We start from the raw sequence: 23,854 nt of genomic DNA, 5'->3' as shown, positions 1-23,854 counted from the left end.
GGACAAGAGACAAGGCTCACGCCAATCGCACCGACACCGGCCGACGACGCGGCTCGGTCGGGCACGTTGCCGATGATCCCGCACGCCATCGCACCGTCACCGACCGGCTAACATCGGCCGATCGCCGGATGGACGAACACAAGCCGCGCGGCAGGACGGCCGGCGCCCGGCCCGCGGACGAGCCAGGCCGGCGCGCCGGATCAAACCGCCGCGCTGCCGCCCGGCCGCGGTCGTGCGACGGCGCCGGTTCAACTGCCGCAGGGCGGCGCGCTCGCCATTGCGTCCGCGATCTGCTCGGGCGTCAGGTCGCGCTGATGCGTCGCCAGCGACCAGCGATGCCCGAACGGATCCTCGACCTGCCCGTAACGGTCGCCCCAGAACATGTCGGCGGCCGGAATCGTGACCGTCGCGCCGGCTTCGACCGCCTTCGCGATCGCCGCATCGGTGTCCGGCACGTACAGATGCAGGCAGACGGGCGTGCCTTTCAGCGCCTTCGGCCCCAGCGCACCGTGCTCCGGCATTTCGTCCACCAGCATCAGCGTCGAATCGCCAATCGCAAGACACGCATGCGCGAGCCGGCCGTCGGGCATCGCGAGGCGAAACTGTTCGGTCGCATTGAATGCGCGCTTGTAGAAATCGATGGCCGCGGTTGCACCCGCACAGATCAGATGGGGGGTCAGCGTGCGCATCCCTTCCGGGATCGGCTTGACGGACGTGGGCATGGTGTCGCTCCTTCAGTCGGTTGTCGTATCGAAAATCGGGACGGACGCGCGATGCGCACGCCTCCGATGCTACGACGGACGACGCCGACGGAAATCGACACGGTGCCCAGGATTTTTTTGTTCGCCTGACTGATGGGGGCGCAGGACGCCGCATCGGGCGTCATCGGCCCGTTCGGTCGGCCGGTTCGTCCGGCTGGCCGAATTGACGGCGGCAGGCTTCCAGCAACGCGGCCACCGCGTCGAGCGGAAGATCGGCAAACCGGGCGATCGGCAGCATCACGCCGCCCGGCACCTTCGTGCGCGACGAATGGGCGGAGAACTGATAGCCGATGTAACGATTTCCGGCAACGCTGACGATCCGGAATTCAGTGACGTCACGCCACGGCGTGACGGGTTTTTCGCGCGCGGAGCCGATCAGCCGGAAGCCCGTCTCGTCGACCTGCAGCGCGAGCTTGCGCCGCGACGAGACGAACAGCGCAGCACTGACCAGCGCCAGCAACACGGCCAGCGCCGCTACCGGCCAGAGCGTCGGGGCGGCCACATAACCACACAAGGTCGCCGCGGCGAGCCCTGCACACACGGCCGCCCTGCTTTTCAGGCTCCGGCTGTCGACTGCCAGCGTGACCGGCAACGAACCGGTGACCGTTCCCGCGACCGGATCGACGTGCCAGCCGGAATCCGTCATTTCGTGTGCGTCGTTCATTTCACGCGGGCTCGTGTCGACGGCCATCGGCTCATCAATGTGGGCACGATGTCGGGAGGCCAATCCCGGCGCCACCAATCACACGCCATTGCGCCGACGTCGGTCAATTGCATACCTTGACGGTACCGTTGGTCGTGCATTGCCCGATGGCCCAGTGGCTCTGCCCTGCCAGACGAGGCGCGAGGCCCATGCCGCGAATCGGCGCGGCCGGCGGCGACGAGGCGGGAACGGTCGCCGACGCGGTCTCGGGCGACGGTTGCACGGGCGCCGGCCCGGACGCGGTCTGGCAGGCGCCAAGCGTCAGACAGAGCGCAAATGCCAGCGGGGCGATGGCGAATCTGGAGAGAGTCATGGGTACGCTCGCGCGATTCGTTTTGAGTAACGGCCCGCAGTCAGATCTGCGGCAGATCGCGCAGCGTGCGCGACTCGCTCGTGGCATCGATGTCGAGCTCGATGCCTTCGGACGCATCGCGATACAGCACGCGTTTCAGCCTGGGGCCGATTGCGGTGGTGTCCGACGCCGAGAAGATCGCGCGGACATCGTTACCGGACGCGAGCGCGCGCGCCACGTCCGCCACCGGGGCCTCGCGGGGCGTCGCCGCCCACGAGCGATCGGCCGGGTTCACGGCCGCCCAGCGCACGTGCGTCACGCGCGCGCTGAGCGGATCGATTCGGACACCATTCACCGCAAACGTCGACATCGGCATCTCCCTTGAATTTTTGCGGCCGGCCGCATGCATGCGGCGCGCTGCGGCCAACCCGGCTCTAGCCCGCGCGGCGCGCACGGCCTGCGATCGCGTGCGCTGCTTCGGCCAACGCGATTTTCGATGATACATTGGGACGCTTTGCAACCGTCAACAGACAATCGTGTACGGGAGAAATACATGAGCGATGCCTGGGGAACCTTCCCTGCCAGAATGGGCGACCATCAGGCTTTCATCAGCTTCAACCACGGCTTCGCGGAAATCGCCGAAGGCGATCCGCGCACATCGCTGCTCAGCGTGCGGGTCCCCTTTGCGCATCCGTCGCCTGAAGGGCTGCCGACCGGCGACGAATTCGCCGATCTCGCGAAGATCGAGGATCTGCTCGACGCCGCGATCATCGCGAAAGGCGGCGTGCAGGTCGGCCGCATCACCGTCGACGGCAACCGGGATTTTCTTTTCTACGTGCCGTTCGACGAAGAGGCAGCCGCGGAAATCGTCGACTCGCTGGCCGACCAGACGACCTACGCGCTGCAGTATGCCCACCAGGACGATCCGGACAAGACAACATACTGGCAGACGCTCTACCCGACCGACGACGACTGGCAGATCATGCGCGACATGCGCACGCTGGATGCGCTGCGGCAGCAAGGCGACGCACCGGACGTGAGCCGGCGCGTGATGCACTGGGCATACTTCCCCGACCCGAGCGACGCGCACCAGTTCGCGGACTGGGCCGAAGCGAAAGGCTATCCGGTCGAATCGGTCGCGCCGACCGAAGACGGCAAGTCGGCGGTGCGGTTTTCGCACGAAGGCACGCTCGCGCTCGCCGACATCACGCGCCATACGGTCGCGCTCAGTCGCGAGGTACGCGCGCTCGGCGGGAACTACGACGGATGGGAAACCAGCGTCGAACAGGCAGGTTGAGCGGAGTGCGTGCCGGTTGCGCGCGATGTGACGTCACGCATGCGACGCAAAAAACATCCCGGCAGCGTTGTTACGCGCCGCCGGGATCAAGGCATCGCCGGCAACAACCGGCGATGGGCCTGAGGGTTCGCTCAGGCACGAGGAAAGCAATTCGTACGGATCGGGCGAACGGATGTCGGGGTGCGAACGAGTGCCGTCGCACAGCCCGCCGAACGCCTGTCCGGTTCCGCCGACGCAACCTTCCGGCGTCGAGGGGCAAAAAGCCCCCGCTCCTGCGCGAGCGAGCGGGGAAATGGTTGACCGGGCCGGGGAAGAACGGTCAACCGGTCAAATTGTGATCGCGGGTCGCGCGACGGTCTGTGCGGCAACTCACCCTTTAGTGACAACGTGACGGCAACCGGCATGCTCGCGTCCCGGCGCATATCGTCATGATTCAAGCCCGACGCGCTGCCTGTCGGTATCGTTGACGAGGAACCGGTCGCGAGTTTCTTCGTATCCGCCGTCTTGGGACCGCATCGCAGTACAACCTGTCGGCCGGCGGCAGTCGTCATTGCGACGGCCATCGACAGCGTTCTTTTTTCATTTCTGGCGTTTTATTTTGTATTAGTTCAAGTGGAATTTTCAGACCCGGGCGCAGTTTCCGGTAAGTCGCGAGTATTGTCAAAGCAGGATTATTCTATTTTTTCACGCGGGGCGATTTCCACTCCGTGTTTTGTGCAGAATTTCGCGCACACAATGATCTGCGTCACGAAAACGCGCATTCTTCGCTACGACGAACCACTGCAAAACCAGTCGGCAACCAAAGCGATCCAGTCGAGATTGCTGACGATTTCAATGGCGGCATCGCCGACGATTCCGGCTGTCGACGAATCTGTCGCCACCGCCCCAGTTGCCACCGCGCTCGCCTTCGCAGTCCCGGCCGATGCGACGGGCCTCGGATTGGCAAGTCGTTCCAGTCACGCGACGATACTTGCGCGTGCGTCTTCTTCACCGGCGAAATCATTGCGCGCCACAAACCGATCGAACACGATCCATGCGAGCGTCTTGCCTCGCGTCTCGGATTCGAGCTGCCTGTCGACAACGACGGTACGACCGGACTCCGTGATTCCGAGCATCCCGGTGAAACGGTAATCGAGATATTCGATCGCGAGTTTCGACGACATGGCTTCTTCGCTCAATCCGCCCTCTCAATTTTTATGATGCCCGCGCCAGACGTGCTTCGCGACACTGTGTGAATCTTGCGTGAATTTCACTCGGGGTGCGATTCTCGCTGGCGTTATCGCGATATTCTCGCGAATTGTCGATATGAACGGTCGACGTATGACCGCTCTCATCTTTTTTCCACTCTTCCGATGGCGCCGTCAGCCGCTCCGTTTTCCTGTTTCCGGTATCGACCTGCTCCGCAGCCGTCATCGCGCTGCTAAACTCGAATCACAAAGACCGCTTGCGCCACCAGAGGAAATCATGACGCTCGCTCACGCACGACAAAGCGGCGTAGATGTCTGGATCGTCCAGCTTCCCGGGCACGCTCCCTATGCCTACACGCACCTCAAGCGGGTATTCTCGTCCGACGACTCTCGACATCGGGTCGTGACGATCGACCTGAAGAAACTGCTGGCCTGCGCCGACCGCGACACCACCGACTATGTGCTGCCGTCGGTTCAGTACTGGGCGCCTGGAAAGGCCGCGGGCATTCGCGAATTCCTCGATCCGAACCGGGAGCGAATTCCGGACATGCCGTTCATCACGTTTCGCGAGACGCGAACGCGGACATTGCTCGGCATTCCCGGCCTGTCGAAAATCGGCGTCGCATCGTTCCGTAACGGCCAGCATCGCGCGCGCTATCTCGCGCATGCCGGTGCGACGATCTTGCCCGTCGAAATCCACGAGACCGAAGCCGATTTGCTTGTGCGGTATTGCGGCGAGTGACGGCAAAGTCCGGGCGACTTTCACCTGGCGCTTCCATTGCGGCCAGGCGCAGGCGCACTCGCTTGCCGTCGCTCGCGTCGATGTCGGCAAGCGTTCAAGCCAGGATCGCGTAAATCCGGTCGGTGACTTCCGTCTGGCCGATGCGGCTGGTTTCGACACCGGCCAATTGCCAGCCGTTGTGTTCGTAGAACCCGATCGCACGCACGTTGCCCTCCAGCACCTGCAGATGGACCTTGTCCACGCCGATCGACCGGGCCCACGCGCGAACGGCTTCGATCATGCGCTTGCCCGTGCCGCCACCGTGATGCGAAGGATGGACGTGCAGGCAGTCGAGCAACACACCAAGCGCCGGGTCGACGGGGCGTTCGGCGCTGACGAAGCCGACCGGCTCGCCATTCGACTCTGCAATCCGCACGAAGCCCCACTCGTTCTCGTTTCTATCGAAGTACTTGCGCCACCGGACCGCATGCTCCGTCGGCACCTCGTCGGACAGATAGCTGGCCGGAAGGATGTGGCTATAGGCGGTTTGCCAGCTCAGCGTGTGCAGGCGAGCGATGTGGTTCGCGTCGTGTGGCGTGGCCGCGCGCAGTGTGGTCCGGGTGTCCGGCATCGGTTGCAACTCCTTCTGCGGGTTCTCTTGATCGACATGTGTCGTCGCAAAATATACCGTGCTTTGCGAGATGCATTTCGCAGGGGCTCGTCGTCGAGAGGTCGTCGCGCGGGCAAAAAAAATCCCGACACCTTCTCCGGTCGTCGGGATCGAACGGCCCTGCAAAGGATGAGGGCACGAGGAAGGTCACACATTACACGCATGTAAGACTGTTGCGCTTTGTCGGTTTGTGCCAAACGTCTGTTCGATTCCGCCAATCAGTCGGTTATGAACGCGCGTAAACGAAAAAAGCCTGCCCGCGTTTTGCGCGAGCAGGCAAGAAAACGGATCAGCATTCGAGGCACGAGGGCTGTCCAGGCAAGATAACGGCACGGCGCAGGAGAACCTTAGGCGGGAAAGGAAGCGTTGCGGGCAAACTAGTACGAATGTTGTCCGCGCAACGACACGGAAACGCGATACGGAGCGAGCCTGGATCTGCTTCGGTATCTCCCCTAGCTGCCGCGGTGGTCGCCTGAAGTTCTCGCTGCGCATCAACGAGAAGCTTCGTCAAGCTTTCTCCACCGCTGCCGACCTTTCCGTGTCCTTCCCGTGCGGGAGGAGATGCGGCGTGCCGGTATGATGTGAGTCGACGCCCCACCTCAGGCTAGACCGATGCAGAGGAACCGCCAGCGCCCGGCGCCTCGACGCGGTCAGTATCGACGCGTTGTCCAGGTAGGCGCCGAAGCGCAGAGCGAACAACCGAAATCACTGCAACGCCGCACACGATGCCGGCCAGCACGTCGACGAGATAGTGGCCGCCGACCGTAATCGTCGAGGCGACCATAACGGCGTTCAATGCGATCGCTGCAGGAAACACGAACCCGATGTGGCGCACCGCGTACGCGAAGAAAATCGCCATCATGGTGTGGAACGACGGCATCGACACCAGCCCCTGGACATCGTATGGATTGATGGCAGGCATGGCCGCACTCCGCAGGAGTGTGAAGTCCCGCACGGTCGATGCTGTACCTGGATCTGTAATGCCGTAGTAAAGGAAGGCGCTTTCGGCCGGAAACGGAATCGAGATCGCCAGTAGCATGATCGACGCCAAAAACAGGATCGCCAAGAATTCGGCCATGTCGTCTTGGCGTCGGACAACTGCCAGGCTGAAGGGAACCAAGAACAGCTGCGCGAACGCGCTCCAATACGCGTACTTCAGGACCATATGCAGTCCGTGATGCCCTGTGACCCAGTGGTATGCGCCGGGCCAGTGGAAGCCGATGGCCTCGTCAAAGCGGACCAGCACATCCGCGATCGTCGGCACGTTCAGACCGATGCCAAGGTATGACGCCATCGAGACAGTCTGAGCCCATATTGCGATCGTGATAAGGCAGAGGATCGCAACTGAAAACTCGCTGCATCGCGCCGCGTGCGTCAGCCCTCGATACCGCTCGAGCGACGCGATCCACCGCAGCCCGGCAGCACAGAGGAGTGGTACGGCGAACCGGCCAAATGCTGACGTCGGCCATCCATGGCTAATTCGGATTCCGGCCCGACCCGCCCATAGCAAATCAACCGCGGTTACGGCGATGATGGCGCCCCACGCCCCGGCATAGATGACGGCATTTCTATTATTCATAGCCCCGGCCTTCATTCTTATTTTGCCGGGAGAGTCTATCAGCAACGGGGCGCGCGAGGCTCGGGACGCTTCCGCGTAGCCACGGCCATGAGGCGCGGTCGAAGAAACTCGCGTCACGCGGTATAAGTCGAAACGCGGCGCACTGCCGGACCTACATGCGAATCCGGCGATAACGGCGCGCGCCTACGATCGAACGACGATCGTAAAACAGAGAGGCATGTAATTCCCAATTTTGGAATTTAAAAACAAAAACGGCACTGTCTTTTCGAACAGTGCCGTTTCTAACTACTTGATACCGCTTGGAATTCTGTGGGGTGGCTGATGGGACTCGAACCCACGACGACAGGAATCACAATCCTGGACTCTACCAACTGAGCTACAGCCACCACTGATACTGCTTGCTTCGTTTCGCTGTTTTGTTTCAGCAGCGAAGAACAAGATTATACGAACACTTTTGAATCTTGCAAAGCCTTTTTTTCAAAAAATTCTTCGGCTTCGTTCAGATGCGCGCGGGCCTCGTCGAACACGGCCAGATCGCCGCGTGCGAGCTTCTTGTTGTCGGACAGCACGCGACGCCAGCCACGTGCGCCCGGCATCCCGCGATACAGCCCGAGTGCATGCCGCACGATCGCGCCGAGGTAGGTGCCGCGCTTCAGTTCAGCCGCGCAGTATTCGATCAGTTGCGCTTCGGCCTCTTCGCGCGTCGGCACCGCTGCGGTCGACCCGTAGAAGCGCGCATCGACCTCCGCCAGCACGTACGGGTTGTGATACGCCTCGCGCCCGAGCATCACGCCGTCGACGTGCTCGAGATGCTGCGCGACTTCGTCGAGCGTCGTGATACCGCCGTTGATCACGATCTCCAGCGACGGAAAATCGCGCTTCAACCGATACGCATAGTCGTACTTGAGCGGCGGGATCTCACGATTCTCCTTCGGCGACAGCCCCTTCAGGATCGCGTTGCGGGCATGCACGACGAACGTTTCGCAACCGGCCTCGGCCACCGTGCCGACGAAGTCGCGCACGAACGCGTAATCCTCGACCGCATCGACACCGATCCGATGCTTGACCGTCACCGGCACCGACACCGCATCGCGCATCGCCCGCACACAGTCGGCGACGAGCTGCGGCTCGTTCATCAGACACGCACCGAACGCGCCGCGCTGCACGCGCTCGGACGGACACCCGCAATTCAGGTTGATTTCGTCGTAGCCCCACTGCTCGCCGAGTTTCGCCGCGCGCGCGAGGTCGTCCCGCTCGCTGCCGCCCAGTTGCAGCGCGACTGGCGATTCGCTCGGCGTGAACGCGAGATGCCGCTGGGCATCGCCGAACAGCAGCGCACCCGTCGTGATCATCTCCGTATACAGCCACGTATTGCGCGTCAGCGTGCGGTGGAACGAACGGCAATGGCGGTCCGTCCAGTCGAGCATTGGCGCGACCGATACACGGCGGGGGGGGAAGCGAGGACGGAACGGACATGGAATTCGGGTACAGGCCAGGCGGCACGGAAACAACCGAGTATTTTACCGCAATACCGGCCATACCCGCCCGACCCACGCGCTACCGGCCGTCCAGCTCCGCATCGACCGCCCGACGCGCCTCGTCGAACACCCGCTCGATCACGCGCCGCTCGGTGAGCAACATCCCGCCGATCTTGACCAGCCGCCAGTCGATCCGCACGGCATCGCCCTGCAGCACGCGATAGTGCGCATGCTCGCCGTCCCAGACCTGCTCGGTCTTCACCTCGATCTCGAAACCGCGGTACGGCTCGCTGAAATCGCCGAGGTCGCTGCCTCTCGGTTCCATCACACGCTCCGTGGCGACGCCGCGCCAGGCCGCCTGCGCGGCCGGCGCCGCGCGCTCAATCGTATTCGTCGGACAAAAATGACCGGCCATCGGCCGTCAGGTCGACCCGGTCGGCCGCCGCCTGATAGATCAGCCCGTCATTCAGCAACGCGTAGACGACGTCGTCGAATGCGGCGGGAACCGGCCGGCTGTCGCCGAACTGGTCGATCCATTTCAGCGCCTCGATGGCTTCGGGGGAAAGGATGGGGGTCATGCGTTGGCCTCCAGCATCGGTGTCGTTCCATCCTAGCACTTCGTCCGAATGTCGAATACCGAGGCAAACGCGCTGCGCGAATGCAATGCGGCGCCGCCGGGCACACTGCCCGCCGACGCCGCATGGGCCGCGACCCGCGCGCTCAGAGACGCGCGATCGAGACTTCCGTGGACTTCACGAGCGCGACGACTTCGGCGCCGACCTTCAGTTCGAGTTCGTCCACCGAACGGGTGGTGATCACCGACGTGACGATGCCGAACGGCGTCTCGACGTCGACTTCGGAGACCACGGACCCGCGAATGATCTCCTTGACCTTGCCCTTGAACTGGTTTCGTACGTTGATTGCAGTGATGCTCATCGGGATGATCGCTCCGAAGAAAAAAGTCTCAGAACGGGCGGCCGGAGCCGCCCGGAATTAAACGGCCCAGCGGATCTGCCCGACCGGTCGAACCTTGTCTGCTTCATGCTCGGCATCGTGATCGGCCGCGCCGGGGCCGCCGGCGAGCACGCGTTTCAGCACGCGATCCTCCAGCGCCGCGAATGCGGCCGACGCACGGGCACGCGGCCGGTCGAGCGGCACCGCCTGGTCGAGCGCCACGCGCCCCTGCTCGATCAGCAGGATGCGGTCGCCGAGCGCGACGGCCTCCTGCACGTCGTGCGTGACGAGCAGCGCAGTGAACCGATGCTCGCGCCACAGGCGCTCGATCAGCGCATGCATCTCGATGCGAGTGAGCGCATCCAGCGCGCCGAGCGGCTCGTCGAGCAGCAGCAGTTGCGGCCGGTGCACGAGCGCGCGGGCCAGTGCGACGCGCTGCCGCTGGCCGCCCGACAGTTGCGCGGGCCAGTCGTTCGCGCGTTCCAGCAGCCCGACTTCGTCGAGCACCGCGCGGGCCTGGTCGCGCGCACCGCGGCCGAGACCCAGCATCACGTTCTGCAGCACGGTCTTCCACGGCAGCAGGCGCGCATCCTGGTACATGATCCGTGTATCGAGCGCGCCGCCGCCCTCGCCGCGCGTCACGAGCGCGCCGCTGCTCGGCTGCTCCAGCCCCGCGACGAGACGCAGCAGCGTCGATTTCCCGCAGCCGCTACGGCCGACGATCGCGACGAAGCTGCCGCGCGCGATGCCGAGCTCGACGTTGTCGAGCACCGTGCGCGCGCCGAAGCGCTTGCTGACGCCCGACAGCGTGACCGCATCGTCGGGTGCCGTGCCGCCTGCGCGCCGCCGCGCGAGCGGTACGACCGATGCGCTGCCATCATGTTCGAGGATCGCCGCGTCACGCGCATCGCTGTCCGCGACGCGGGCCTGCGCCAGTTCGGCCTCGAGGTCTGCGCCGGCGAGCGGGCCGTAGGCGGCCGCCGAAGTCGTCGCATTCATGCCTTTGCTCCTGATTGATAGGCGGGGTGCCAGCGCAGCGTCACGCGCTCGATCCATTTCGCCAGCACATCGGCCAGCTTGCCGAGCACCGCGTACAGCAGGATGCCGACCACCACCACGTCGGTTTGCAGGAATTCACGCGCGTTCATCGTCATGTAGCCGATGCCCGACTGTGCGGAGATCGTTTCCGCGACGATCAGCATCACCCACATCAGGCCGAGCGCGAAACGCACGCCGACGAGGATCGACGGCAATGCGCCAGGCAGGATCACGTCGCGGTACAGCGCGAAGCCGCGCACGCCGTAGCTCTTGGCCATCTCGATCAGGTTCGCGTCGACCGAGCGGATCCCGTGATACGTATTGATGTAGACGGGGAAGAACACGCCGAGCGCGACGAGGAACAGCTTCGCCTTCTCGTCGATGCCGAACCACAGGATCACGAGCGGGATCATCGCGAGCGCCGGGATGTTGCGGATCATCTGGATCGTCGAGTCGAGCGCGACCTCGGCAGCCTTCGACAGCCCGGTCGCGAGCCCCAGCGCCAGGCCGACGCCACCGCCGATCGCGAAGCCGAACAGCGCACGCCACGTGCTCACTTTCACGTTTGCCCACATTTCGCCCGACGTCACGAGCGACCAGGCCGCGCGCACGACCGCCACCGGCTCGGGCAACACGCGGGTCGACAGCCAGCCGGTGCGCGCACCGACCTCCCACACCACCAGCAACACGAGCGGCACGAGCCACGGCGCGACGCCGCGCCACGCGCGGGTGGCCACGGCGACGCCGGTCGTCGACGGTTTCGTTGTCATCGCAGGCCTCCGTCGCTCAGCTCTGGCTCGTCTTCGGCAGATAGTTGTTGCCGACGATCTCGCCGAACGGCCCCGACAGCGGACCGGCCGCCTTCTCGACACCCTTGCCCTTGATCAGCGGGAACACGAGTTCCGCGAAGCGATACGACTCCTCGAGGTGCGGATAGCCGGACAGGATGAACGTCTCGATGCCGAGATCCGCGTATTCGCGCATCCGTTCCGCGACCTGCTCGGGATTGCCGACGAGCGCCGTGCCGGCGCCGCCGCGCACGAGCCCCACGCCGGCCCACAGGTTCGGATAGACCTCAAGCGCCTCGCGGCCGCCGCGCTTGCCGCCGTGCAGCGCGGCCATCCGGCGCTGGCCTTCCGAATCCATGTTCGCGAACGCCTTCTGCGCACGCGCGATCGTGTCGTCGTCGAGCCGGCTGATCAGCCGCTCGGCGTCACGCCATGCCTCGTCCTCGGTCTCACGCACGATCACGTGCAGGCGGATGCCGAACTTGATCTTGCGGCCGCGCGCGTCGGCACGAGCGCGAATGTCGGCGATCTTCTTCGCGACGGCCTCGGGCGGCTCGCCCCAGGTCAGGTAGGTATCGATGTGATCGGCGGCGATCGCGTGGGCGGCCGGCGACGAACCGCCGAACCACAGCGGCGGATGCGGATGCTGCACGGGCGGATAAAGCGCCTTGCCGCCCTTCGACTGCAGGTGCTTGCCGATGTAGTCGAACCCGTCGTTGTCGTGCGATGCGGCGAGCAGCCCGCGCCAGATGTTCAGGAAATCGTCGGTGATCTCGTAGCGCGTGTCGTGATCGGCAAAGAGGCCGTCGCCTTCGAGTTCGGCTGCATCGCCGCCCGTGACGACGTTGATCAGCAGGCGGCCGCCCGACAGACGGTCGAACGTCGCGGCCATCCGCGCGGCCAGCCCCGGCGAAGCGATGCCGGGGCGCACCGCGACCAGGAACTTCAGGCGCTGCGTCGCCGGAATCAGGCTCGATGCGACGACCCACGCATCCTCGCAGGAACGGCCGGTCGGCAGCAGCACGCCGTCGTAGCCGAGCGTGTCCGCCGCCACGGCGACCTGCTTGAAATAATCGTAGTCCGCGGCGCGCGCGCCTTCGGCCGTGCCGAGATAGCGGCTGTCGCCATGCGTGGGAATAAACCAGAACACATTCATCTGCTGCTCCTGCTTGACTGTCACTGCCGAAATTTGAAAAAAACGTCGCCCTGCATGCGTCGCGGAGGAGCGACGCATGCATGGTGTGCATTCGAATCGGGATGGCTCGCCGGTCAGGCCGTGCAGCGGGCGAGGACGCGATCGCACGGCTGTTTCTGAGGAATCAGTCTAGGGATCGGTACAGGGCTTTGGAACGATTTTTTTGAGCTTAGGTTTTCCGCTTTCGTGATTAGCACGACGCTGGAGCGAATATCGCCGCGGCCGGGCCCTATAATGGCGCACCTATCCGAATAACTCCGCGCATACGGCTTCGGCCGTGCGCGCCTGCGGTGCACTCATCGATGCAGAAAGTCATCCTGCCCTTCCTGTCCGGCTTCCTGGCCGCACTGTTCTTCCGCGAGGCCACGCTCGCCCTCCTCCACACGGCCGACCTGATCGCCGCAACCGGCTTCTCGACACAGCCGTTCGCGCCGCTCGGCATTCCTGAATTTGTCGCGAATGCGCTGATCAGCGCGTGCTGCGCGATTCCGATGGCGTGGTTGTTGCGCGTGTCGCCGGAACGCGAAGCATCGTGGATCGGCGCGCTCGTGTTCGGCGGTATCGTGCTGACGGCCGCCCGCGTGTTCGCGATCGATCCGCTGCGCGGCATCTGGCCGTCGGGCAACATGATGCCGGTACTCGCGGCCGGCTTCGCGGCGAATGCGGTGTGGGGCTTCGGCGCGCTCGTGTTCATGCGCGCGTTCATGTCCGACGACGCGGGCGACGAGTAACGCCGGCGCGGGCGACACACCCTTCGGGGTCGGCCCGGCCGACATCCATGCAAAAAGGCCGCGTGCATGTGCACGCGGCCTTTTCGTTTCTGCGTCGCGCGTCGATCGGCCGCGCGGTCGGGCTGAGCGGCGTCAGTCCTGCAGCTTGCGCAGCGGATGCGTGTCGGGCGTCCACGGGCTGTCGAACATCGCGAGCACGTCGGCGCGGTCGACGTCGGCGGCCGACTTGAAACGCCACACCGGCTGGTGATCCTTGTCGACGATCAGCGCGCGCACGCCTTCGATCACGTCGCCGCGCGCAAACGTCGAGCGCGTGAGATCGAGATCGCGCCACAGGCAATCGGCCATCGTCGCGCCACGCGCGCGTTCGACGACTTCGAGCGACACGGCCATCGACAGCGGCGACAGTTGCTCGCGCATCGCGTGGGTCGCCTTCTCGACCCACCCGTCGACCGCCGCGCAATCCTGCTCGGCGTCGAGCGATGCGAGGATCGCGTTGATGTCCGGCTGCGCGAAATGCCGATCGATTCCGGCGCGCGCATCGGCGAGCGCCGACGTGTCGGGCGTCGGCACGACCTTGTGCGCGGCGGCCGCCTCGGCCACGCACGCGACGGCCTGCGCACCGCTGTCGATGCGCGCGCCGCGCAGCGTATCGAGCAGTGCCGGCAGCGCGGCATCGGGCAGATAGACGTCGGCAAGTTGTGCGTACAGCGCGCCGGCCGCGTCGAGCGTCGCGCCGGTCACCGCGAGATAGCGGCCGATCGCGCCGGGCGTGCGCGCGAGAAACCAGCTCATCCCGACGTCCGGGAACAGGCCGATGCGTGTTTCGGGCATCGCCATCTTCGTCGAGTCGGTCACGACGCGCAGGCCGCCGGTATGCCGCGCCGCCTGCGAAATCCCCATGCCGCCGCCCATCACGACACCGTGCATCAGCGCGATGTACGGCTTCGGATACGTGAAGATCGCATGGTTCAGCGTGTATTCCTCGATGAAGAACGTATCGACCGCATCGCGGTCGCCGCGCTGCCACGCGTCGTGGAAGAAGCGCACGTCGCCGCCCGCGCAGAACGCGCGCGGATGCGGGCTGTGCACGACGACGGCGACGACGTCGGGGTCGTCGCGCCACGCGTCGAGCGCCTGCTGCATCAGCCCGATCATGCCGACCGACAGCGCGTTCAGCGCCTTCGGCCGGTTCAGTTCGAGAAAGCCGATGCGGTTCGCGACATACGCGCGCACGTCGGGCTGGGCGGATTCGGCGGAAACGGCGGCGGAAGTGGAATCGGTCATGAAGGTCATCCGGCAAACGGCAGTCGCACGCTCAGTGCGCCTGCATCTTCGAGAACAGGTTCAGCACCACGACGCCGGCGATGATCAGCCCGAGGCCGATCACCGCCGGCACGTCCGGCACCTGGCGATAGAGCAGCATCGCGACGAGTGTGATCAGCACGATGCCGGCGCCCGACCAGACTGCATAGATGATGCCGACCGGCATCGTGCGCAACGTGAGCGACAAGCAGTAGAACGCAACGCCGTAACCCGCGACGACGAGCACCGACGGCCAGAAGCGCGTGAAGCCGTCCGCCGCGCGCAGCGCGGACGTGCCGATCACTTCCGCGACGATCGCGATCGCGAGCCATGCGTAACCGGGCAGTTGCATCGCTCAGCTCCTTGCGAGGGCCAGTACCGCGTAGTCGTGACCGAGCTCCGCGCACAGCGCCTCGACGACGAACTCGTGGTCCGCGCGCTGCGGCAGCCCGGACGCGGTGATCGAGCCGATTACGCCGGCGCCGGCGACGGTCAGCGGAAACGAACCGCCGTGCGACGCATACTCGGCGACCGGCAGCCCGTGCTTGTCCGCGAGCGTCGCGCCGGCCTGCTGCATGCGCAGGCCGATCGCGTACGAACTGCGACGGAAATGCGCGACGACGTTGCGCTTGCGGCGCACCCAGTCGGCGTTGTCCGGGGTCGCACCGGCGAGCGCCGCATAGAACAGCGGCTGGCCGAACGTGGCGATGTCGATCGCGATCGCATGGCCGCGCGACGTCGCGAGCGCATGCATCCGGTTGCCGAGCGCCCACGCGCGGGCCGGGTCGAAATGGGGAAACACGAGCGCCTGTTCCTGCGCGCCGATCGATTGCAGATCGTGAGCGATGTCCATGAATCCGTCGATGCGGTAATGAGAGTCGCAACGGCGCCGATGCGATCGCGCAGGGCCGCTGCCGGAATGACGACACAAACCGCTCGATTCTAGCGCACGTGCCCCCACGTACCGGCCCCACAAGCGCCCGCCACGGGATTGTCAGAAAACACTTGCGCACCTCCGGGCAACCCCATATAATTCATTTCTTCGACGGACGCGGGGTGGAGCAGTCTGGCAGCTCGTCGGGCTCATAACCCGAAGGTCGTAGGTTCAAATCCTACCCCCGCAACCAACCGTCCAGAATTTCGCAAAAAGCCCGGCCTCGCGCCGGGCTTTTTGTTTTCGTGCGTCCGGGCGTCGCTCACACACTCGCCATTTCGCACGACGTGCCGCTCCACGCGCAGGCGGTCGAGAATGCCGCGGCCCGGTGATACACTCGCATCACCTCGTCCCTTCCACTCGACATGAAATTCTGCTCCGTCTGCGGTCACGAAGTCCTCGCGCGCATTCCTCCGGGCGACAACCGCGAGCGCTTCGTCTGCGATCACTGCGGCACGATCCATTATCAGAATCCGCGCAACGTCGTCGGCACGGTGCCGGTCTGGGGCGACCAGATCCTGCTGTGCCGCCGCGCGATCGAACCGCGCTACGGATTCTGGACGCTGCCGGCGGGCTTCATGGAAATGGGCGAAACGACGGCGGAAGCCGCCGCGCGCGAAACGCTCGAGGAAGCCGGCGCGCGCGTCGAGGTGCAGAACCTGTTCACGCTGCTCAACGTGCCGCACGTGCACCAGGTCCACCTGTTCTACCTCGCACGGCTCACCGACCCGGCCTTCGAAGCCGGCGAGGAAAGCCTCGAAGTGAAACTGTTCGACGAAGCCGACATCCCGTGGGACGAGATCGCGTTCCCGACCGTCAGCCAGACGCTGCGCTTCTTCTTCGCCGATCGCGCCGCCGGCGACTACGGCGTGCACACCGGCGATATCTTCCGCTCGCTGCGCAACGGCTGAGCCCCGCTCCCATGGTTCCCTGGCTCGGCCCGGACGATCCGTTTCCGTCCATCGAACGCGCGCTCGGTCCCGCGACCGGCGCGCCCGGGCTGCTCGCCGCGAGCGCCGACCTGCTGCCGTCGCGGCTCATCGACGCCTACCTGCGCGGCATCTTCCCGTGGTACTCGGACGGCCAGCCGGTGCTGTGGTGGAGCCCCGACCCGCGCATGATCCTCGTGCCGGCCGAATTCAAGGTATCGCCGTCGCTGCGCAAGACGCTGAAGCGCGTGCTGCGCGAGCCGGGCTGGGAAGTGCGCGTCGATCACGACTTTCCCGGCGTGATGCGCGCCTGCGCGCAAGCGCCGCGCCGCGGGCAGCGCGGCACCTGGATCACCGCCGAGATCATCGACGCCTATACGTCGCTCTACCGCTCCGGCAACGCGCACAGCATCGAGACGTGGCACGACGGGCGCCGCGTCGGCGGCCTGTACGGTGTGTCGTTCGGCCGGATGTTCTTCGGCGAGTCGATGTATGCGGACGTGACCGATGCGTCGAAAATCGCGCTGGCCACGCTCGTCGCGCACCTTCGCGAGCAGGGGCTGGAGATGATAGACTGCCAGCAGAATACGTCGCATCTAGCGTCGCTCGGCGGCCGCGAGATCGCACGCAAGGCCTTTGTCGCTCACGTGCGCAGCGCGGTAGCCGAACCGCCGATTCCGTGGCAGTTCGACAAGCGCGTGCTCGCCGCGCTGACGAGCCCCGCCGAAACGGCGGCGCCCTCCGGGACCGAGCGCTAGCGCGGCACTCCTTCCCTGCATCGAGAGCTGCCCATGACTCACCCGACTGAGCTGCCGCTTTCACCGCTTTCGGCGCTGCAATTCTATGCAACGGCGCCCTATCCGTGCAGCTATCTGGACGGCCGCATCGCGCGCTCGCAAGTCGCGACGCCGAGCCACCTGATCAATTCCGACATCTACACCGAGCTCGTGAAGGCCGGCTTCCGCCGTTCGGGCGTCTTCACGTACCGCCCGTACTGCGACGGCTGCCGCGCATGCGTACCGGTGCGCGTGCCGGTCGGCGAGTTCGCGCCGACGCGCACGCAGCGCAGGATGTGGAAGCGGCACCGCGCACTCGTCGCGACGGTCTCGCCGCTGCACTACGACGAAGAGCACTACGCGCTCTACATGCGCTACCAGTCCGCGCGCCACGCGGGCGGCGGCATGGACCGCGACAGCCGCGACCAGTACGAACAGTTCCTGCTGCAAAGCCGGATCAACTCGCGCCTCGTCGAATTCCGCGACCTCGACGCACCGGGCGGCGAACCCGGCAAGCTGCGGATGGTCAGCATGATCGACATCCTCGGCGACGGGCTGTCGTCGGTCTATACGTTCTTCGAGCCCGACGACCGGCACACGAGCTACGGCACCTACAACATCCTGTGGCAGATCGAACAGGCGAAGAGCCTCGGGCTGCCCTACGTGTACCTCGGCTACTGGATCCGCGAGAGCCCGAAGATGGCCTACAAGGCGAACTTCCATCCGCTCGAAGGGCTGATCGACGGCCGCTGGAAGACGCTCGATCCGGAGCGCGTCGACCTGCCGCCCGTCGACGCGGCGCTGGCGCGCGCGCCGTTGCCGGGTGGGCATTCCGGCTCGGGCTGATGCACGCCGCGGCGGCTACGAAGCGAAGCGCGCCCGTGCCGCGCAACTCCCGGTAAAATAGCGGGTTGTCATTCATTCCGGCCGTCCGCCCAATTCCCGTGTTCAGTTCCCTCTACCCGCTGGCCCGCGCATCCCTGTTCAAAATGGATGCGGAAGACGCTCACCACCTTACGCTGCGCGCGCTCGGCGCGGCCGGCCGCACGGGCCTCGCCTGCGCGCTGTCGGCCCGCGTGCCCGACGCGCCGCGCACCGTGATGGGGCTCACGTTCCGCAATCCGGTCGGCCTCGCGGCCGGCCTCGACAAGGATGGCGCAGCCATCGACGGCCTCGCGGCGCTCGGCTTCGGCTTCATCGAAGTCGGCACCGTCACGCCGCGCCCGCAGCCCGGCAATCCGCGCCCGCGGATGTTCCGGCTGCCGCAGGCAGAGGCGCTGATCAACCGGATGGGCTTCAACAACCACGGCGTCGACCAGTTCGTGAAGAACGTCCAGGCCGCCCGCTATCGCGGCATCCTCGGCCTGAACATCGGCAAGAACGCCGACACGCCGATCGAGCGCGCCGCCGAGGATTACCTGTACTGCCTCGAGCGCGTGTACCCGTTCGCGAGCTACGTGACGATCAACATCTCGTCGCCGAACACGAAGAACCTGCGCCAGCTGCAGGGCGCGGGCGAGCTCGACGCGCTGCTCGCCGCGTTGAAGGACAAGCAGCAGCGCCTCGCCGATCTGCACGGCAAGCTCGTGCCGCTCGCGCTGAAGATCGCGCCCGATCTCGACGACGAACAGGTCAAGGAAATCGGCGACACGCTGCTGCGCCACAAGATCGAAGCGGTCATCGCGACCAATACGACGCTGTCGCGCGCGGCCGTCCAGGGCCTGCCGCATGCGGACGAAGCCGGCGGCCTGTCGGGCCGCCCGGTGTTCGACGCGTCGAACGAAGTGATCCGCAAGCTGCACGCGGAAGTCGGCAACGACGTGCCGATCATCGGCGTCGGCGGCATTTTCTCCGGCGAGGACGCCCGCGCGAAGCTGGCGGCCGGCGCGGCGCTCGTCCAGCTCTATACCGGCTTCATCTATCGCGGTCCGGCACTCGTGTCGGAATGCGTGAAGGCGATCGCCCGCGAACGCACCGCGTAATATAGCCATAAGCAAACTATATTTAGTCATCGATAGCATTTTTGCTATCATCGACGCATGACCAAAACCATTGACCCCGACAGGGCAAGGACACACACGATGAAATTTTCGCTGCTGAAGAAGCTGCTGGTGGCCGGCGTGATCGGCACTTCGTTCGCTGCGGCGACCGCGCACGCGGCCGACCTCCTCGACCAGGTCAAACAACGCGGCACGCTGCGGGTCGGCCTCGAAGGCACGTTCCCGCCGTTCAACTCGAAGAGCCCGCAAGGCGAACTCGTCGGCTTCGACGTCGACATCGCGAAGGCCGTCGCGGCGAAGCTCGGCGTGAAGGCCGAATTCGTGACGACCGAATGGAGCGGGATCATCGCCGGCCTGCAGGCCGGCAAGTTCGACGTGATCGCCAACCAGGTCGGCATCACCGACAAGCGCAAGGAAACGCTCGACTTCTCGCCGGCGTACACGTACTCGTCCGCGCAACTGATCCAGCGCAAGGACGACACGCGTCAGTTCAAGTCGCTGGAAGACCTGAAGGGCAAGAAGCTCGGCGTCGCGCTCGGCACGAACTACATGGACATGGCGAAATCCGTGCCGGGCATCGACGTGAAGACGTACCCGGGCGCGCCCGAGTACCTGCGCGATCTCGCGGCCGGCCGCCTCGACGCCGCGCTCAATGACCGCCTGATGCTCGCGTACCTGACGAAGAATTCCCAGCTGCCGCTGCGCCCGGGCGCGAACGTCGGCTCGGCGAACCCGTCGGGCATCCCGTTCAAGAAGGGCAACCCGAAGTTCCAGAAGGCGATCGACGACGCGATGGCGCAACTCGAGGCCGACGGCACGTTCACGAAGATCTCGGACAAGTGGTTCGGCATCGACGTGACGAAACCGATCAAGTAAGCACGCCTGCATTTCCCGCCTGACGGCGGGCCGGAAAGGGTGGCATCCGCAACGATGCCGCCCTTTGTTTTATTGGTCCGGTTTATGATTGCGCTTTCGCGCACGCATTCGATTCGTATTCCATGTCGACAACGTCCCTGCTCGTCCAATCGCTGCCGGTGCTCGTCCAGGGTGCCGTACTGACCGTCAAGTTCGCCGTGCTGTCGATGGTGTTCGGCCTGCTTGGCGCGGTCGTGCTCGCGATGATGGGCATCCGGCAAAGCGAGGCGCTCGACGGCTTCGAACGCATCTGGGTCAACGCGCTCGCGTGGCTGGCTCGCGCGTATGTGAGCCTGATGCGCGGCACGCCGCTGCTCGTGCAGATCTTCGTCATCTATTACGGGCTGCCGAGCCTCGGCATCTCGCTCGACCCGACGCCGGCCGGCGTCATCGCACTGTCCGCGAACGTCGCGGCCTACATGTCGGAAAGCATGCGCGGCGCGATCAACGGGATCGCGCGCGGCCAGTGGCTCGCCGCGTACAGCCTCGGGCTGTCGTGGGGGCAGACGCTGCGCTACGTGATCGGCCCGCAGGCGCTGCGCATCGCGGTGCCGAGCCTGTCGAACAGCCTGATCAGCCTGATCAAGGACACGTCGCTCGTGTCCGTGATCACCGTGACCGAACTGCTGCGCAGCGCGCAGGAAGTGATCGCGGCGACCTATCAGCCGCTGCCGCTCTATCTCGCCGCCGCGGCCGTGTACTGGGTCCTGTGCCAGATCCTCGAATGGGTGCAGCGCTGGTACGAAAAGCGCCTGTCGCTGCCGTCGCGGCACTGAGCCGCGCCGTTGCGCCGGGCCGCGGTCCCGGCGCCCGCCTTCCCGCCTGTTCCGTCTATTCGCCCGAATAACGCACACCGAGCACGGCGCGCGCCGCATCGGTCATCGCGATCATCTGCCGCGAATGGTCGTGCGTCATGATCGGGCTTTCGGTTTCGCCCGCGCGCAGCAGGTCGCAGAAATGCGCGGTTTCGTAGTTCAGCCCGCCGCCTTCGGCCCGCGCATCGAGTTCGACGGTACGCCCGTCCGCATAGCGGATCGTCGCGCGCTCGGGGTTCCACCACTTCTCGTGAATCGTCACGTGGCCGCCCGCCGCGGCGATCAGTGCATCGCCGCGCCCCATCACGTCGAGACCGCAAAAGAGCTGCGCGATCCCGCCGTTCGCATGCACGCTGTTCAGGCTCGCGAACAGGTCGACACCCGTCGCACCGACGCGGCCGAGCGTCTGCACGTCGCGCGCGGCGCCGAGCCAGTCGACGGCAAGAAACGCCTCGTAGATGCCGATGTCGAGCAACGCGCCGCCCGCACGATCGAGCCGATAGACGGAATGGTCCTCCGGCACCGACGACGATGCGCAGCCCGCCCGCACGAGCCGGATCTCGCCGATCGGATCGTCACGCAGGTGCGCACGCAATTGACGGTACAGCGGGAAGAATGGCGGCTTCATCGCCTCCATGAAGAGCAGCCCGGCATCGCGCGCGGCGTGCAGCACCGTGTCGAGTTGCGCGGCGTTCAGCGCCGCGGGTTTCTCGCACAGCACGGCCTTGCCGGCAGCCAGCGCGGCCAGCGTGTACTGCGCGTGACTGTCATGAAGCGTCGCGATGTAGACCGCGTCGATATCGCTCGCGAGGAGCGCGTCGAGGCTCGCGGCAGGCGTGCCGCCGTATGTCTCGCAGAAGGCGGCCGCTGCGTCGGCGCGGCGGGCCCAGGCGCCGGCGAGCGTGGCGGCCGGCACGTGGGCGAGGCTTTGCGCGAAGCGGCGCGCAATGCTGCCTGCACCGACGATGCCGAAGCGCACCGGGCGATGGTCGTTGTCGTTCATCCTGATCTTCCGTGTCGGTCGTATGACGGTAGCCGGCACGCTGCCGGCCGGCCGTCATGATAAACGGCCCGGCGGCACACGGATGAGCGACACGTGCCGCGTCAGGCACGCACCGGCACGTCGACCGAGAAATCGCGCGAAATCTCGTCCGCGCTGAAATCGATCAGCGCGAGCGACGCCGCCTCGGCTTCGCGCGGGTCGCGCCGCTCGATCGCATCGACGACCCGCGCATGCGCCTTCACCGCGATGTCGTGCGCGCCTTCCTTCTGCACGACACGCGGATTCACGAGACGCACTGCTCCGCGCACGATCGCCGCCATCTGCTGGAAGAACTGGTTGCCGCTCGCCTGGACGATCCGCGTATGCAGCAGCTCGTCCGCCGTGTCGTAGCCGGGGTCGCCCGGCTGCAGCACCTTGAACGCATCGAACGCTTCGCGAATGCCCGCAATGTCGGCCGCCGTCGCACGCACCGCCGCCTGCGCGGTCGCGCGTGGTTCGATCAGCATCCGGAATTCGATGACGTCGCGCATGAACTGCGGATCGGGCTTTGCCCGAAATCGCCAGCTCACGACGTCTTCGTCGATCATCCGCCAGTCGCGCATCGGCCGCACGCGCGTCCCGACTTTCGGACGCACGTCGAGCATGTCGCGCGCAAGCAACATCGACAACGCTTCCCGCATCACCGTGCGGCTCACATCGAACTCTTTCGACAGCACGTCCTGTGGCGGCAAGATGCCGCCGTACTTGTCTTCGACGATACCCGCGACAAGCCCATCCATCACTTTGGCGACCAGTGACCGGTCTTTGCCCTGCTCCATGACACCTCCCCGTGCGTCGATTTGCGAACACCTGCTCCGCAGTTCCGCCGGCCCTGGTTACTACTCTGTTCTTATGATCTATAAGTTGATGAGTTCGATGATATTTCGCTATCTGGTAAACACCTGACAGGGTTATCCCTCTTTTGAACGAGGTGATTTATACGGCTAAAAAAAAGGCCCGGGAAGCGCGCCGCGCCTGCCGGACCCCGGTTTCCACAAGATTTAACCATCCAATCCATGACGGCCGATACCGCGCCGTTACGGACTGCTTCTCATTCAGTTTTAGCCAGCCGGATAAACGATCGTTTCAACGCCGTTTTCCGTGCCAAGCAAGCACAGATTCGCGCCGCGTTCGGCGAACAGACCGACCGTCACGACGCCCGGCCATGCGTTCACCTGCGCTTCGAAACCGCGCGGATCGGCGATCTGCAGGCCCTTCACGTCGATGATCTCGTTGCCGTTGTCGGTGATGTAGGGCGCGCCGTCCTTCGTCACGCGCAGCACGGGCACGCCGCCGAGCGCGGTCACGCGCCGGCCGATCGCCGTGCGCGCCATCGGCACGACCTCGATCGGCAGCGGGAACGCGCCAAGCACCGGCACGCGCTTGCTGGCGTCCGCGATGCAGACGAACGTGTCGGCCACCGATGCGACGATCTTCTCGCGCGTCAGCGCGCCGCCGCCGCCCTTGATCATCGCGCCGCCCGCGTCGATCTCGTCGGCGCCGTCGACGTACACCTGCAGCGACTCGATCTCGTTCAGGTCGAACACCTTGATGCCGTGCGATTTCAGGCGTTCGGTCGTGGCAATCGAGCTCGACACGGCGCCGCGGTAGCGCGATTTGACGGCGGCGAGCGCGTCGATGAAGCAGTTGGCGGTCGAGCCGGTGCCGACACCGATCACGGCGCCTTCCGGCACGTTCTGGATCACGTAATCGGCGGCGGCCTGGCCGACGAGGCGTTTGAGTT

General features: G+C 65.4%; 29 protein-coding genes and 2 tRNA genes. 10 read left to right on the top strand and 21 right to left on the bottom strand.

What is annotated here, in order from left to right; all coding sequences use genetic code 11:
• Positions 1–248: 248 nt before the first annotated feature.
• The 4 genes from H3O04_RS17645 to H3O04_RS17635 form a co-directional block, all read right to left on the bottom strand.
• The gene (locus H3O04_RS17645; RefSeq protein WP_012328424.1) at positions 249–722 is read right to left on the bottom strand and encodes a VOC family protein; all 474 of its coding nucleotides are present in this window, start codon (positions 720–722) and stop codon (positions 249–251) included.
• 160 nt (positions 723–882) lie between these two features.
• Positions 883–1,425 (bottom strand): aspartyl-tRNA synthetase, encoded by a 543-nt coding sequence (locus tag H3O04_RS17640; protein WP_077179992.1) that lies wholly within the window; start codon positions 1,423–1,425, stop codon positions 883–885.
• 103 nt (positions 1,426–1,528) lie between these two features.
• Complete coding sequence (locus H3O04_RS36670) at positions 1,529–1,777, bottom strand: hypothetical protein (RefSeq protein ID WP_077179983.1); 249 nt, start codon at positions 1,775–1,777, stop codon at positions 1,529–1,531.
• Positions 1,778–1,817: 40 nt separating this feature from the next.
• Positions 1,818–2,126 (bottom strand): hypothetical protein, encoded by a 309-nt coding sequence (locus H3O04_RS17635; protein WP_011545327.1) that lies wholly within the window; start codon positions 2,124–2,126, stop codon positions 1,818–1,820.
• 183 nt (positions 2,127–2,309) lie between these two features.
• On the opposite strand from H3O04_RS17635, the gene H3O04_RS17630 reads away from it, so the two are divergent.
• Positions 2,310–3,053, top strand: a complete 744-nt coding sequence (locus H3O04_RS17630; RefSeq protein ID WP_011545326.1) for a DUF695 domain-containing protein — start codon at positions 2,310–2,312, stop codon at positions 3,051–3,053.
• A gap of 956 nt (positions 3,054–4,009) precedes the next feature.
• On the opposite strand, the gene H3O04_RS36150 is transcribed toward H3O04_RS17630, so the two are convergent.
• On the bottom strand, positions 4,010–4,231 hold the full coding sequence (locus H3O04_RS36150) for a hypothetical protein (protein ID WP_237666332.1): 222 nt from the start codon (positions 4,229–4,231) through the stop codon (positions 4,010–4,012).
• A 286-nt stretch (positions 4,232–4,517) separates the two neighbouring features.
• On the opposite strand from H3O04_RS36150, the gene H3O04_RS17620 reads away from it, so the two are divergent.
• The gene (locus H3O04_RS17620) at positions 4,518–4,982 is read left to right on the top strand and encodes a plasmid fertility inhibition factor family protein (RefSeq protein WP_027807372.1); all 465 of its coding nucleotides are present in this window, start codon (positions 4,518–4,520) and stop codon (positions 4,980–4,982) included.
• Positions 4,983–5,076: 94 nt separating this feature from the next.
• On the opposite strand, the gene H3O04_RS17615 is transcribed toward H3O04_RS17620, so the two are convergent.
• The 10 genes from H3O04_RS17615 to ssuD all read right to left on the bottom strand — a co-directional run bounded on the left by H3O04_RS17615 (position 5,077) and on the right by ssuD (position 12,624).
• On the bottom strand, positions 5,077–5,592 hold the full coding sequence (locus H3O04_RS17615) for a GNAT family N-acetyltransferase (RefSeq protein ID WP_202588148.1): 516 nt from the start codon (positions 5,590–5,592) through the stop codon (positions 5,077–5,079).
• A gap of 643 nt (positions 5,593–6,235) precedes the next feature.
• Positions 6,236–7,210, bottom strand: coding sequence for a phosphatase PAP2 family protein (locus H3O04_RS17610; protein ID WP_202588147.1), 975 nt, complete (start codon positions 7,208–7,210; stop codon positions 6,236–6,238).
• 310 nt (positions 7,211–7,520) lie between these two features.
• Positions 7,521–7,596, bottom strand: a tRNA-His gene (locus H3O04_RS17605).
• 54 nt (positions 7,597–7,650) lie between these two features.
• Entirely contained in the window at positions 7,651–8,637 is a 987-nt protein-coding gene (dusA, locus tag H3O04_RS17600) for a tRNA dihydrouridine(20/20a) synthase DusA (protein WP_230463105.1), read from the bottom strand.
• 130 nt (positions 8,638–8,767) lie between these two features.
• Entirely contained in the window at positions 8,768–9,013 is a 246-nt protein-coding gene (locus tag H3O04_RS17595) for a hypothetical protein (RefSeq protein ID WP_011545314.1), read from the bottom strand.
• Positions 9,014–9,068: 55 nt separating this feature from the next.
• Complete coding sequence (locus H3O04_RS17590; protein ID WP_011545313.1) at positions 9,069–9,266, bottom strand: hypothetical protein; 198 nt, start codon at positions 9,264–9,266, stop codon at positions 9,069–9,071.
• Positions 9,267–9,408: 142 nt separating this feature from the next.
• Positions 9,409–9,624 (bottom strand): TOBE domain-containing protein, encoded by a 216-nt coding sequence (locus H3O04_RS17585; RefSeq protein ID WP_006476104.1) that lies wholly within the window; start codon positions 9,622–9,624, stop codon positions 9,409–9,411.
• A gap of 57 nt (positions 9,625–9,681) precedes the next feature.
• A complete protein-coding gene (locus H3O04_RS17580) occupies positions 9,682–10,641 on the bottom strand; it encodes an ATP-binding cassette domain-containing protein (protein WP_027810313.1) in 960 nt (319 codons plus the stop codon).
• The gene (gene ssuC, locus H3O04_RS17575) at positions 10,638–11,450 is read right to left on the bottom strand and encodes an aliphatic sulfonate ABC transporter permease SsuC (protein ID WP_202588145.1); all 813 of its coding nucleotides are present in this window, start codon (positions 11,448–11,450) and stop codon (positions 10,638–10,640) included. Before ssuC ends, H3O04_RS17580 begins: the two co-directional genes overlap by 4 nt.
• A 16-nt stretch (positions 11,451–11,466) precedes the next feature.
• Positions 11,467–12,624 carry an FMNH2-dependent alkanesulfonate monooxygenase gene (gene ssuD, locus H3O04_RS17570; RefSeq protein ID WP_006495307.1) on the bottom strand — a complete coding sequence of 386 codons (1,158 nt, stop codon included), beginning with the start codon at positions 12,622–12,624 and terminating at the stop codon, positions 11,467–11,469.
• A gap of 341 nt (positions 12,625–12,965) precedes the next feature.
• On the opposite strand from ssuD, the gene H3O04_RS17565 reads away from it, so the two are divergent.
• Complete coding sequence (locus H3O04_RS17565; protein WP_006484223.1) at positions 12,966–13,394, top strand: hypothetical protein; 429 nt, start codon at positions 12,966–12,968, stop codon at positions 13,392–13,394.
• Positions 13,395–13,526: 132 nt separating this feature from the next.
• On the opposite strand, the gene H3O04_RS17560 is transcribed toward H3O04_RS17565, so the two are convergent.
• From H3O04_RS17560 to H3O04_RS17550, 3 genes are read right to left on the bottom strand one after another with little or no spacing between them, the layout of a single operon-like run.
• Positions 13,527–14,681 (bottom strand): enoyl-CoA hydratase/isomerase family protein, encoded by a 1,155-nt coding sequence (locus tag H3O04_RS17560; RefSeq protein WP_202588144.1) that lies wholly within the window; start codon positions 14,679–14,681, stop codon positions 13,527–13,529.
• Positions 14,682–14,712: 31 nt separating this feature from the next.
• On the bottom strand, positions 14,713–15,045 hold the full coding sequence (locus H3O04_RS17555; RefSeq protein WP_369718844.1) for a DMT family transporter: 333 nt from the start codon (positions 15,043–15,045) through the stop codon (positions 14,713–14,715).
• A gap of 9 nt (positions 15,046–15,054) precedes the next feature.
• Positions 15,055–15,552, bottom strand: coding sequence for a heme-degrading domain-containing protein (locus H3O04_RS17550; RefSeq protein WP_006484123.1), 498 nt, complete (start codon positions 15,550–15,552; stop codon positions 15,055–15,057).
• A gap of 197 nt (positions 15,553–15,749) precedes the next feature.
• Here H3O04_RS17550 and H3O04_RS17545 point away from each other — a divergent pair.
• The 7 genes from H3O04_RS17545 (at position 15,750) to H3O04_RS17515 (ending at position 21,029) form a co-directional block, all read left to right on the top strand.
• Positions 15,750–15,826, top strand: a tRNA-Met gene (locus H3O04_RS17545).
• A 172-nt stretch (positions 15,827–15,998) separates the two neighbouring features.
• A complete protein-coding gene (locus H3O04_RS17540; RefSeq protein WP_006484214.1) occupies positions 15,999–16,544 on the top strand; it encodes an NUDIX hydrolase in 546 nt (181 codons plus the stop codon).
• 11 nt (positions 16,545–16,555) lie between these two features.
• On the top strand, positions 16,556–17,320 hold the full coding sequence (gene aat / locus H3O04_RS17535; RefSeq protein ID WP_006495309.1) for a leucyl/phenylalanyl-tRNA--protein transferase: 765 nt from the start codon (positions 16,556–16,558) through the stop codon (positions 17,318–17,320).
• Positions 17,321–17,353: 33 nt separating this feature from the next.
• Positions 17,354–18,184, top strand: coding sequence for an arginyltransferase (locus tag H3O04_RS17530; protein WP_006484143.1), 831 nt, complete (start codon positions 17,354–17,356; stop codon positions 18,182–18,184).
• A 98-nt stretch (positions 18,185–18,282) separates the two neighbouring features.
• Positions 18,283–19,320 (top strand): quinone-dependent dihydroorotate dehydrogenase, encoded by a 1,038-nt coding sequence (locus H3O04_RS17525; protein WP_012492588.1) that lies wholly within the window; start codon positions 18,283–18,285, stop codon positions 19,318–19,320.
• A 99-nt stretch (positions 19,321–19,419) separates the two neighbouring features.
• Positions 19,420–20,214, top strand: coding sequence for a cystine ABC transporter substrate-binding protein (locus H3O04_RS17520; protein ID WP_006476115.1), 795 nt, complete (start codon positions 19,420–19,422; stop codon positions 20,212–20,214).
• A gap of 122 nt (positions 20,215–20,336) precedes the next feature.
• A complete protein-coding gene (locus H3O04_RS17515; RefSeq protein ID WP_202588143.1) occupies positions 20,337–21,029 on the top strand; it encodes an amino acid ABC transporter permease in 693 nt (230 codons plus the stop codon).
• A gap of 55 nt (positions 21,030–21,084) precedes the next feature.
• Here H3O04_RS17515 and H3O04_RS17510 read toward each other — a convergent pair whose 3' ends face one another.
• The 3 genes from H3O04_RS17510 to rpiA all read right to left on the bottom strand — a co-directional run.
• The gene (locus tag H3O04_RS17510; RefSeq protein WP_011545303.1) at positions 21,085–22,071 is read right to left on the bottom strand and encodes a Gfo/Idh/MocA family protein; all 987 of its coding nucleotides are present in this window, start codon (positions 22,069–22,071) and stop codon (positions 21,085–21,087) included.
• A 101-nt stretch (positions 22,072–22,172) separates the two neighbouring features.
• Positions 22,173–22,889 (bottom strand): FadR/GntR family transcriptional regulator, encoded by a 717-nt coding sequence (locus tag H3O04_RS17505; protein WP_006476118.1) that lies wholly within the window; start codon positions 22,887–22,889, stop codon positions 22,173–22,175.
• 282 nt (positions 22,890–23,171) lie between these two features.
• On the bottom strand, positions 23,172–23,854 hold a 683-nt coding region (rpiA, locus tag H3O04_RS17500; protein ID WP_202588142.1), incomplete at its 5' end, for a ribose-5-phosphate isomerase RpiA.

Origin of the sequence: Burkholderia sp. KCJ3K979 (genome assembly GCF_016759955.1) — a bacterium.
Lineage (GTDB): Bacteria > Pseudomonadota > Gammaproteobacteria > Burkholderiales > Burkholderiaceae > Burkholderia > Burkholderia orbicola.
Note: the sequence above shows the minus strand (reverse complement) of the source record. Positions and strands in the feature narration are given on the sequence as shown.

Bases quoted from the DNA above. Each gene is read 5' to 3' on its own strand.
- H3O04_RS17515 (WP_202588143.1), top strand. From the start codon at position 20,337: ATGTCGACAACGTCCCTGCTCGTCCAATCGCTGCCGGTGCTCGTCCAG.
- H3O04_RS17550 (WP_006484123.1), bottom strand. From the start codon at position 15,552: ATGGACATCGCTCACGATCTGCAATCGATCGGCGCGCAGGAACAGGCG.
- H3O04_RS17640 (WP_077179992.1), bottom strand. From the start codon at position 1,425: ATGAACGACGCACACGAAATGACGGATTCCGGCTGGCACGTCGATCCG.
- H3O04_RS17505 (WP_006476118.1), bottom strand. From the start codon at position 22,889: ATGGAGCAGGGCAAAGACCGGTCACTGGTCGCCAAAGTGATGGATGGG.
- H3O04_RS17645 (WP_012328424.1), bottom strand. From the start codon at position 722: ATGCCCACGTCCGTCAAGCCGATCCCGGAAGGGATGCGCACGCTGACC.
- H3O04_RS17620 (WP_027807372.1), top strand. From the start codon at position 4,518: ATGACGCTCGCTCACGCACGACAAAGCGGCGTAGATGTCTGGATCGTC.
- H3O04_RS17630 (WP_011545326.1), top strand. From the start codon at position 2,310: ATGAGCGATGCCTGGGGAACCTTCCCTGCCAGAATGGGCGACCATCAG.
- H3O04_RS17610 (WP_202588147.1), bottom strand. From the start codon at position 7,210: ATGAATAATAGAAATGCCGTCATCTATGCCGGGGCGTGGGGCGCCATC.
- H3O04_RS17520 (WP_006476115.1), top strand. From the start codon at position 19,420: ATGAAATTTTCGCTGCTGAAGAAGCTGCTGGTGGCCGGCGTGATCGGC.
- H3O04_RS17590 (WP_011545313.1), bottom strand. From the start codon at position 9,266: ATGACCCCCATCCTTTCCCCCGAAGCCATCGAGGCGCTGAAATGGATC.
- ssuD (WP_006495307.1), bottom strand. From the start codon at position 12,624: ATGAATGTGTTCTGGTTTATTCCCACGCATGGCGACAGCCGCTATCTC.
- ssuC (WP_202588145.1), bottom strand. From the start codon at position 11,450: ATGACAACGAAACCGTCGACGACCGGCGTCGCCGTGGCCACCCGCGCG.
- H3O04_RS36670 (WP_077179983.1), bottom strand. From the start codon at position 1,777: ATGACTCTCTCCAGATTCGCCATCGCCCCGCTGGCATTTGCGCTCTGT.
- H3O04_RS17510 (WP_011545303.1), bottom strand. From the start codon at position 22,071: ATGAACGACAACGACCATCGCCCGGTGCGCTTCGGCATCGTCGGTGCA.
- H3O04_RS17530 (WP_006484143.1), top strand. From the start codon at position 17,354: ATGACTCACCCGACTGAGCTGCCGCTTTCACCGCTTTCGGCGCTGCAA.
- H3O04_RS17585 (WP_006476104.1), bottom strand. From the start codon at position 9,624: ATGAGCATCACTGCAATCAACGTACGAAACCAGTTCAAGGGCAAGGTC.
- H3O04_RS17615 (WP_202588148.1), bottom strand. From the start codon at position 5,592: ATGCCGGACACCCGGACCACACTGCGCGCGGCCACGCCACACGACGCG.
- dusA (WP_230463105.1), bottom strand. From the start codon at position 8,637: ATGCTCGACTGGACGGACCGCCATTGCCGTTCGTTCCACCGCACGCTG.
- aat (WP_006495309.1), top strand. From the start codon at position 16,556: ATGGTTCCCTGGCTCGGCCCGGACGATCCGTTTCCGTCCATCGAACGC.
- H3O04_RS17595 (WP_011545314.1), bottom strand. From the start codon at position 9,013: ATGGAACCGAGAGGCAGCGACCTCGGCGATTTCAGCGAGCCGTACCGC.
- H3O04_RS17580 (WP_027810313.1), bottom strand. From the start codon at position 10,641: ATGAATGCGACGACTTCGGCGGCCGCCTACGGCCCGCTCGCCGGCGCA.
- H3O04_RS17565 (WP_006484223.1), top strand. From the start codon at position 12,966: ATGCAGAAAGTCATCCTGCCCTTCCTGTCCGGCTTCCTGGCCGCACTG.
- H3O04_RS17635 (WP_011545327.1), bottom strand. From the start codon at position 2,126: ATGTCGACGTTTGCGGTGAATGGTGTCCGAATCGATCCGCTCAGCGCG.
- H3O04_RS17540 (WP_006484214.1), top strand. From the start codon at position 15,999: ATGAAATTCTGCTCCGTCTGCGGTCACGAAGTCCTCGCGCGCATTCCT.
- H3O04_RS17560 (WP_202588144.1), bottom strand. From the start codon at position 14,681: ATGACCGATTCCACTTCCGCCGCCGTTTCCGCCGAATCCGCCCAGCCC.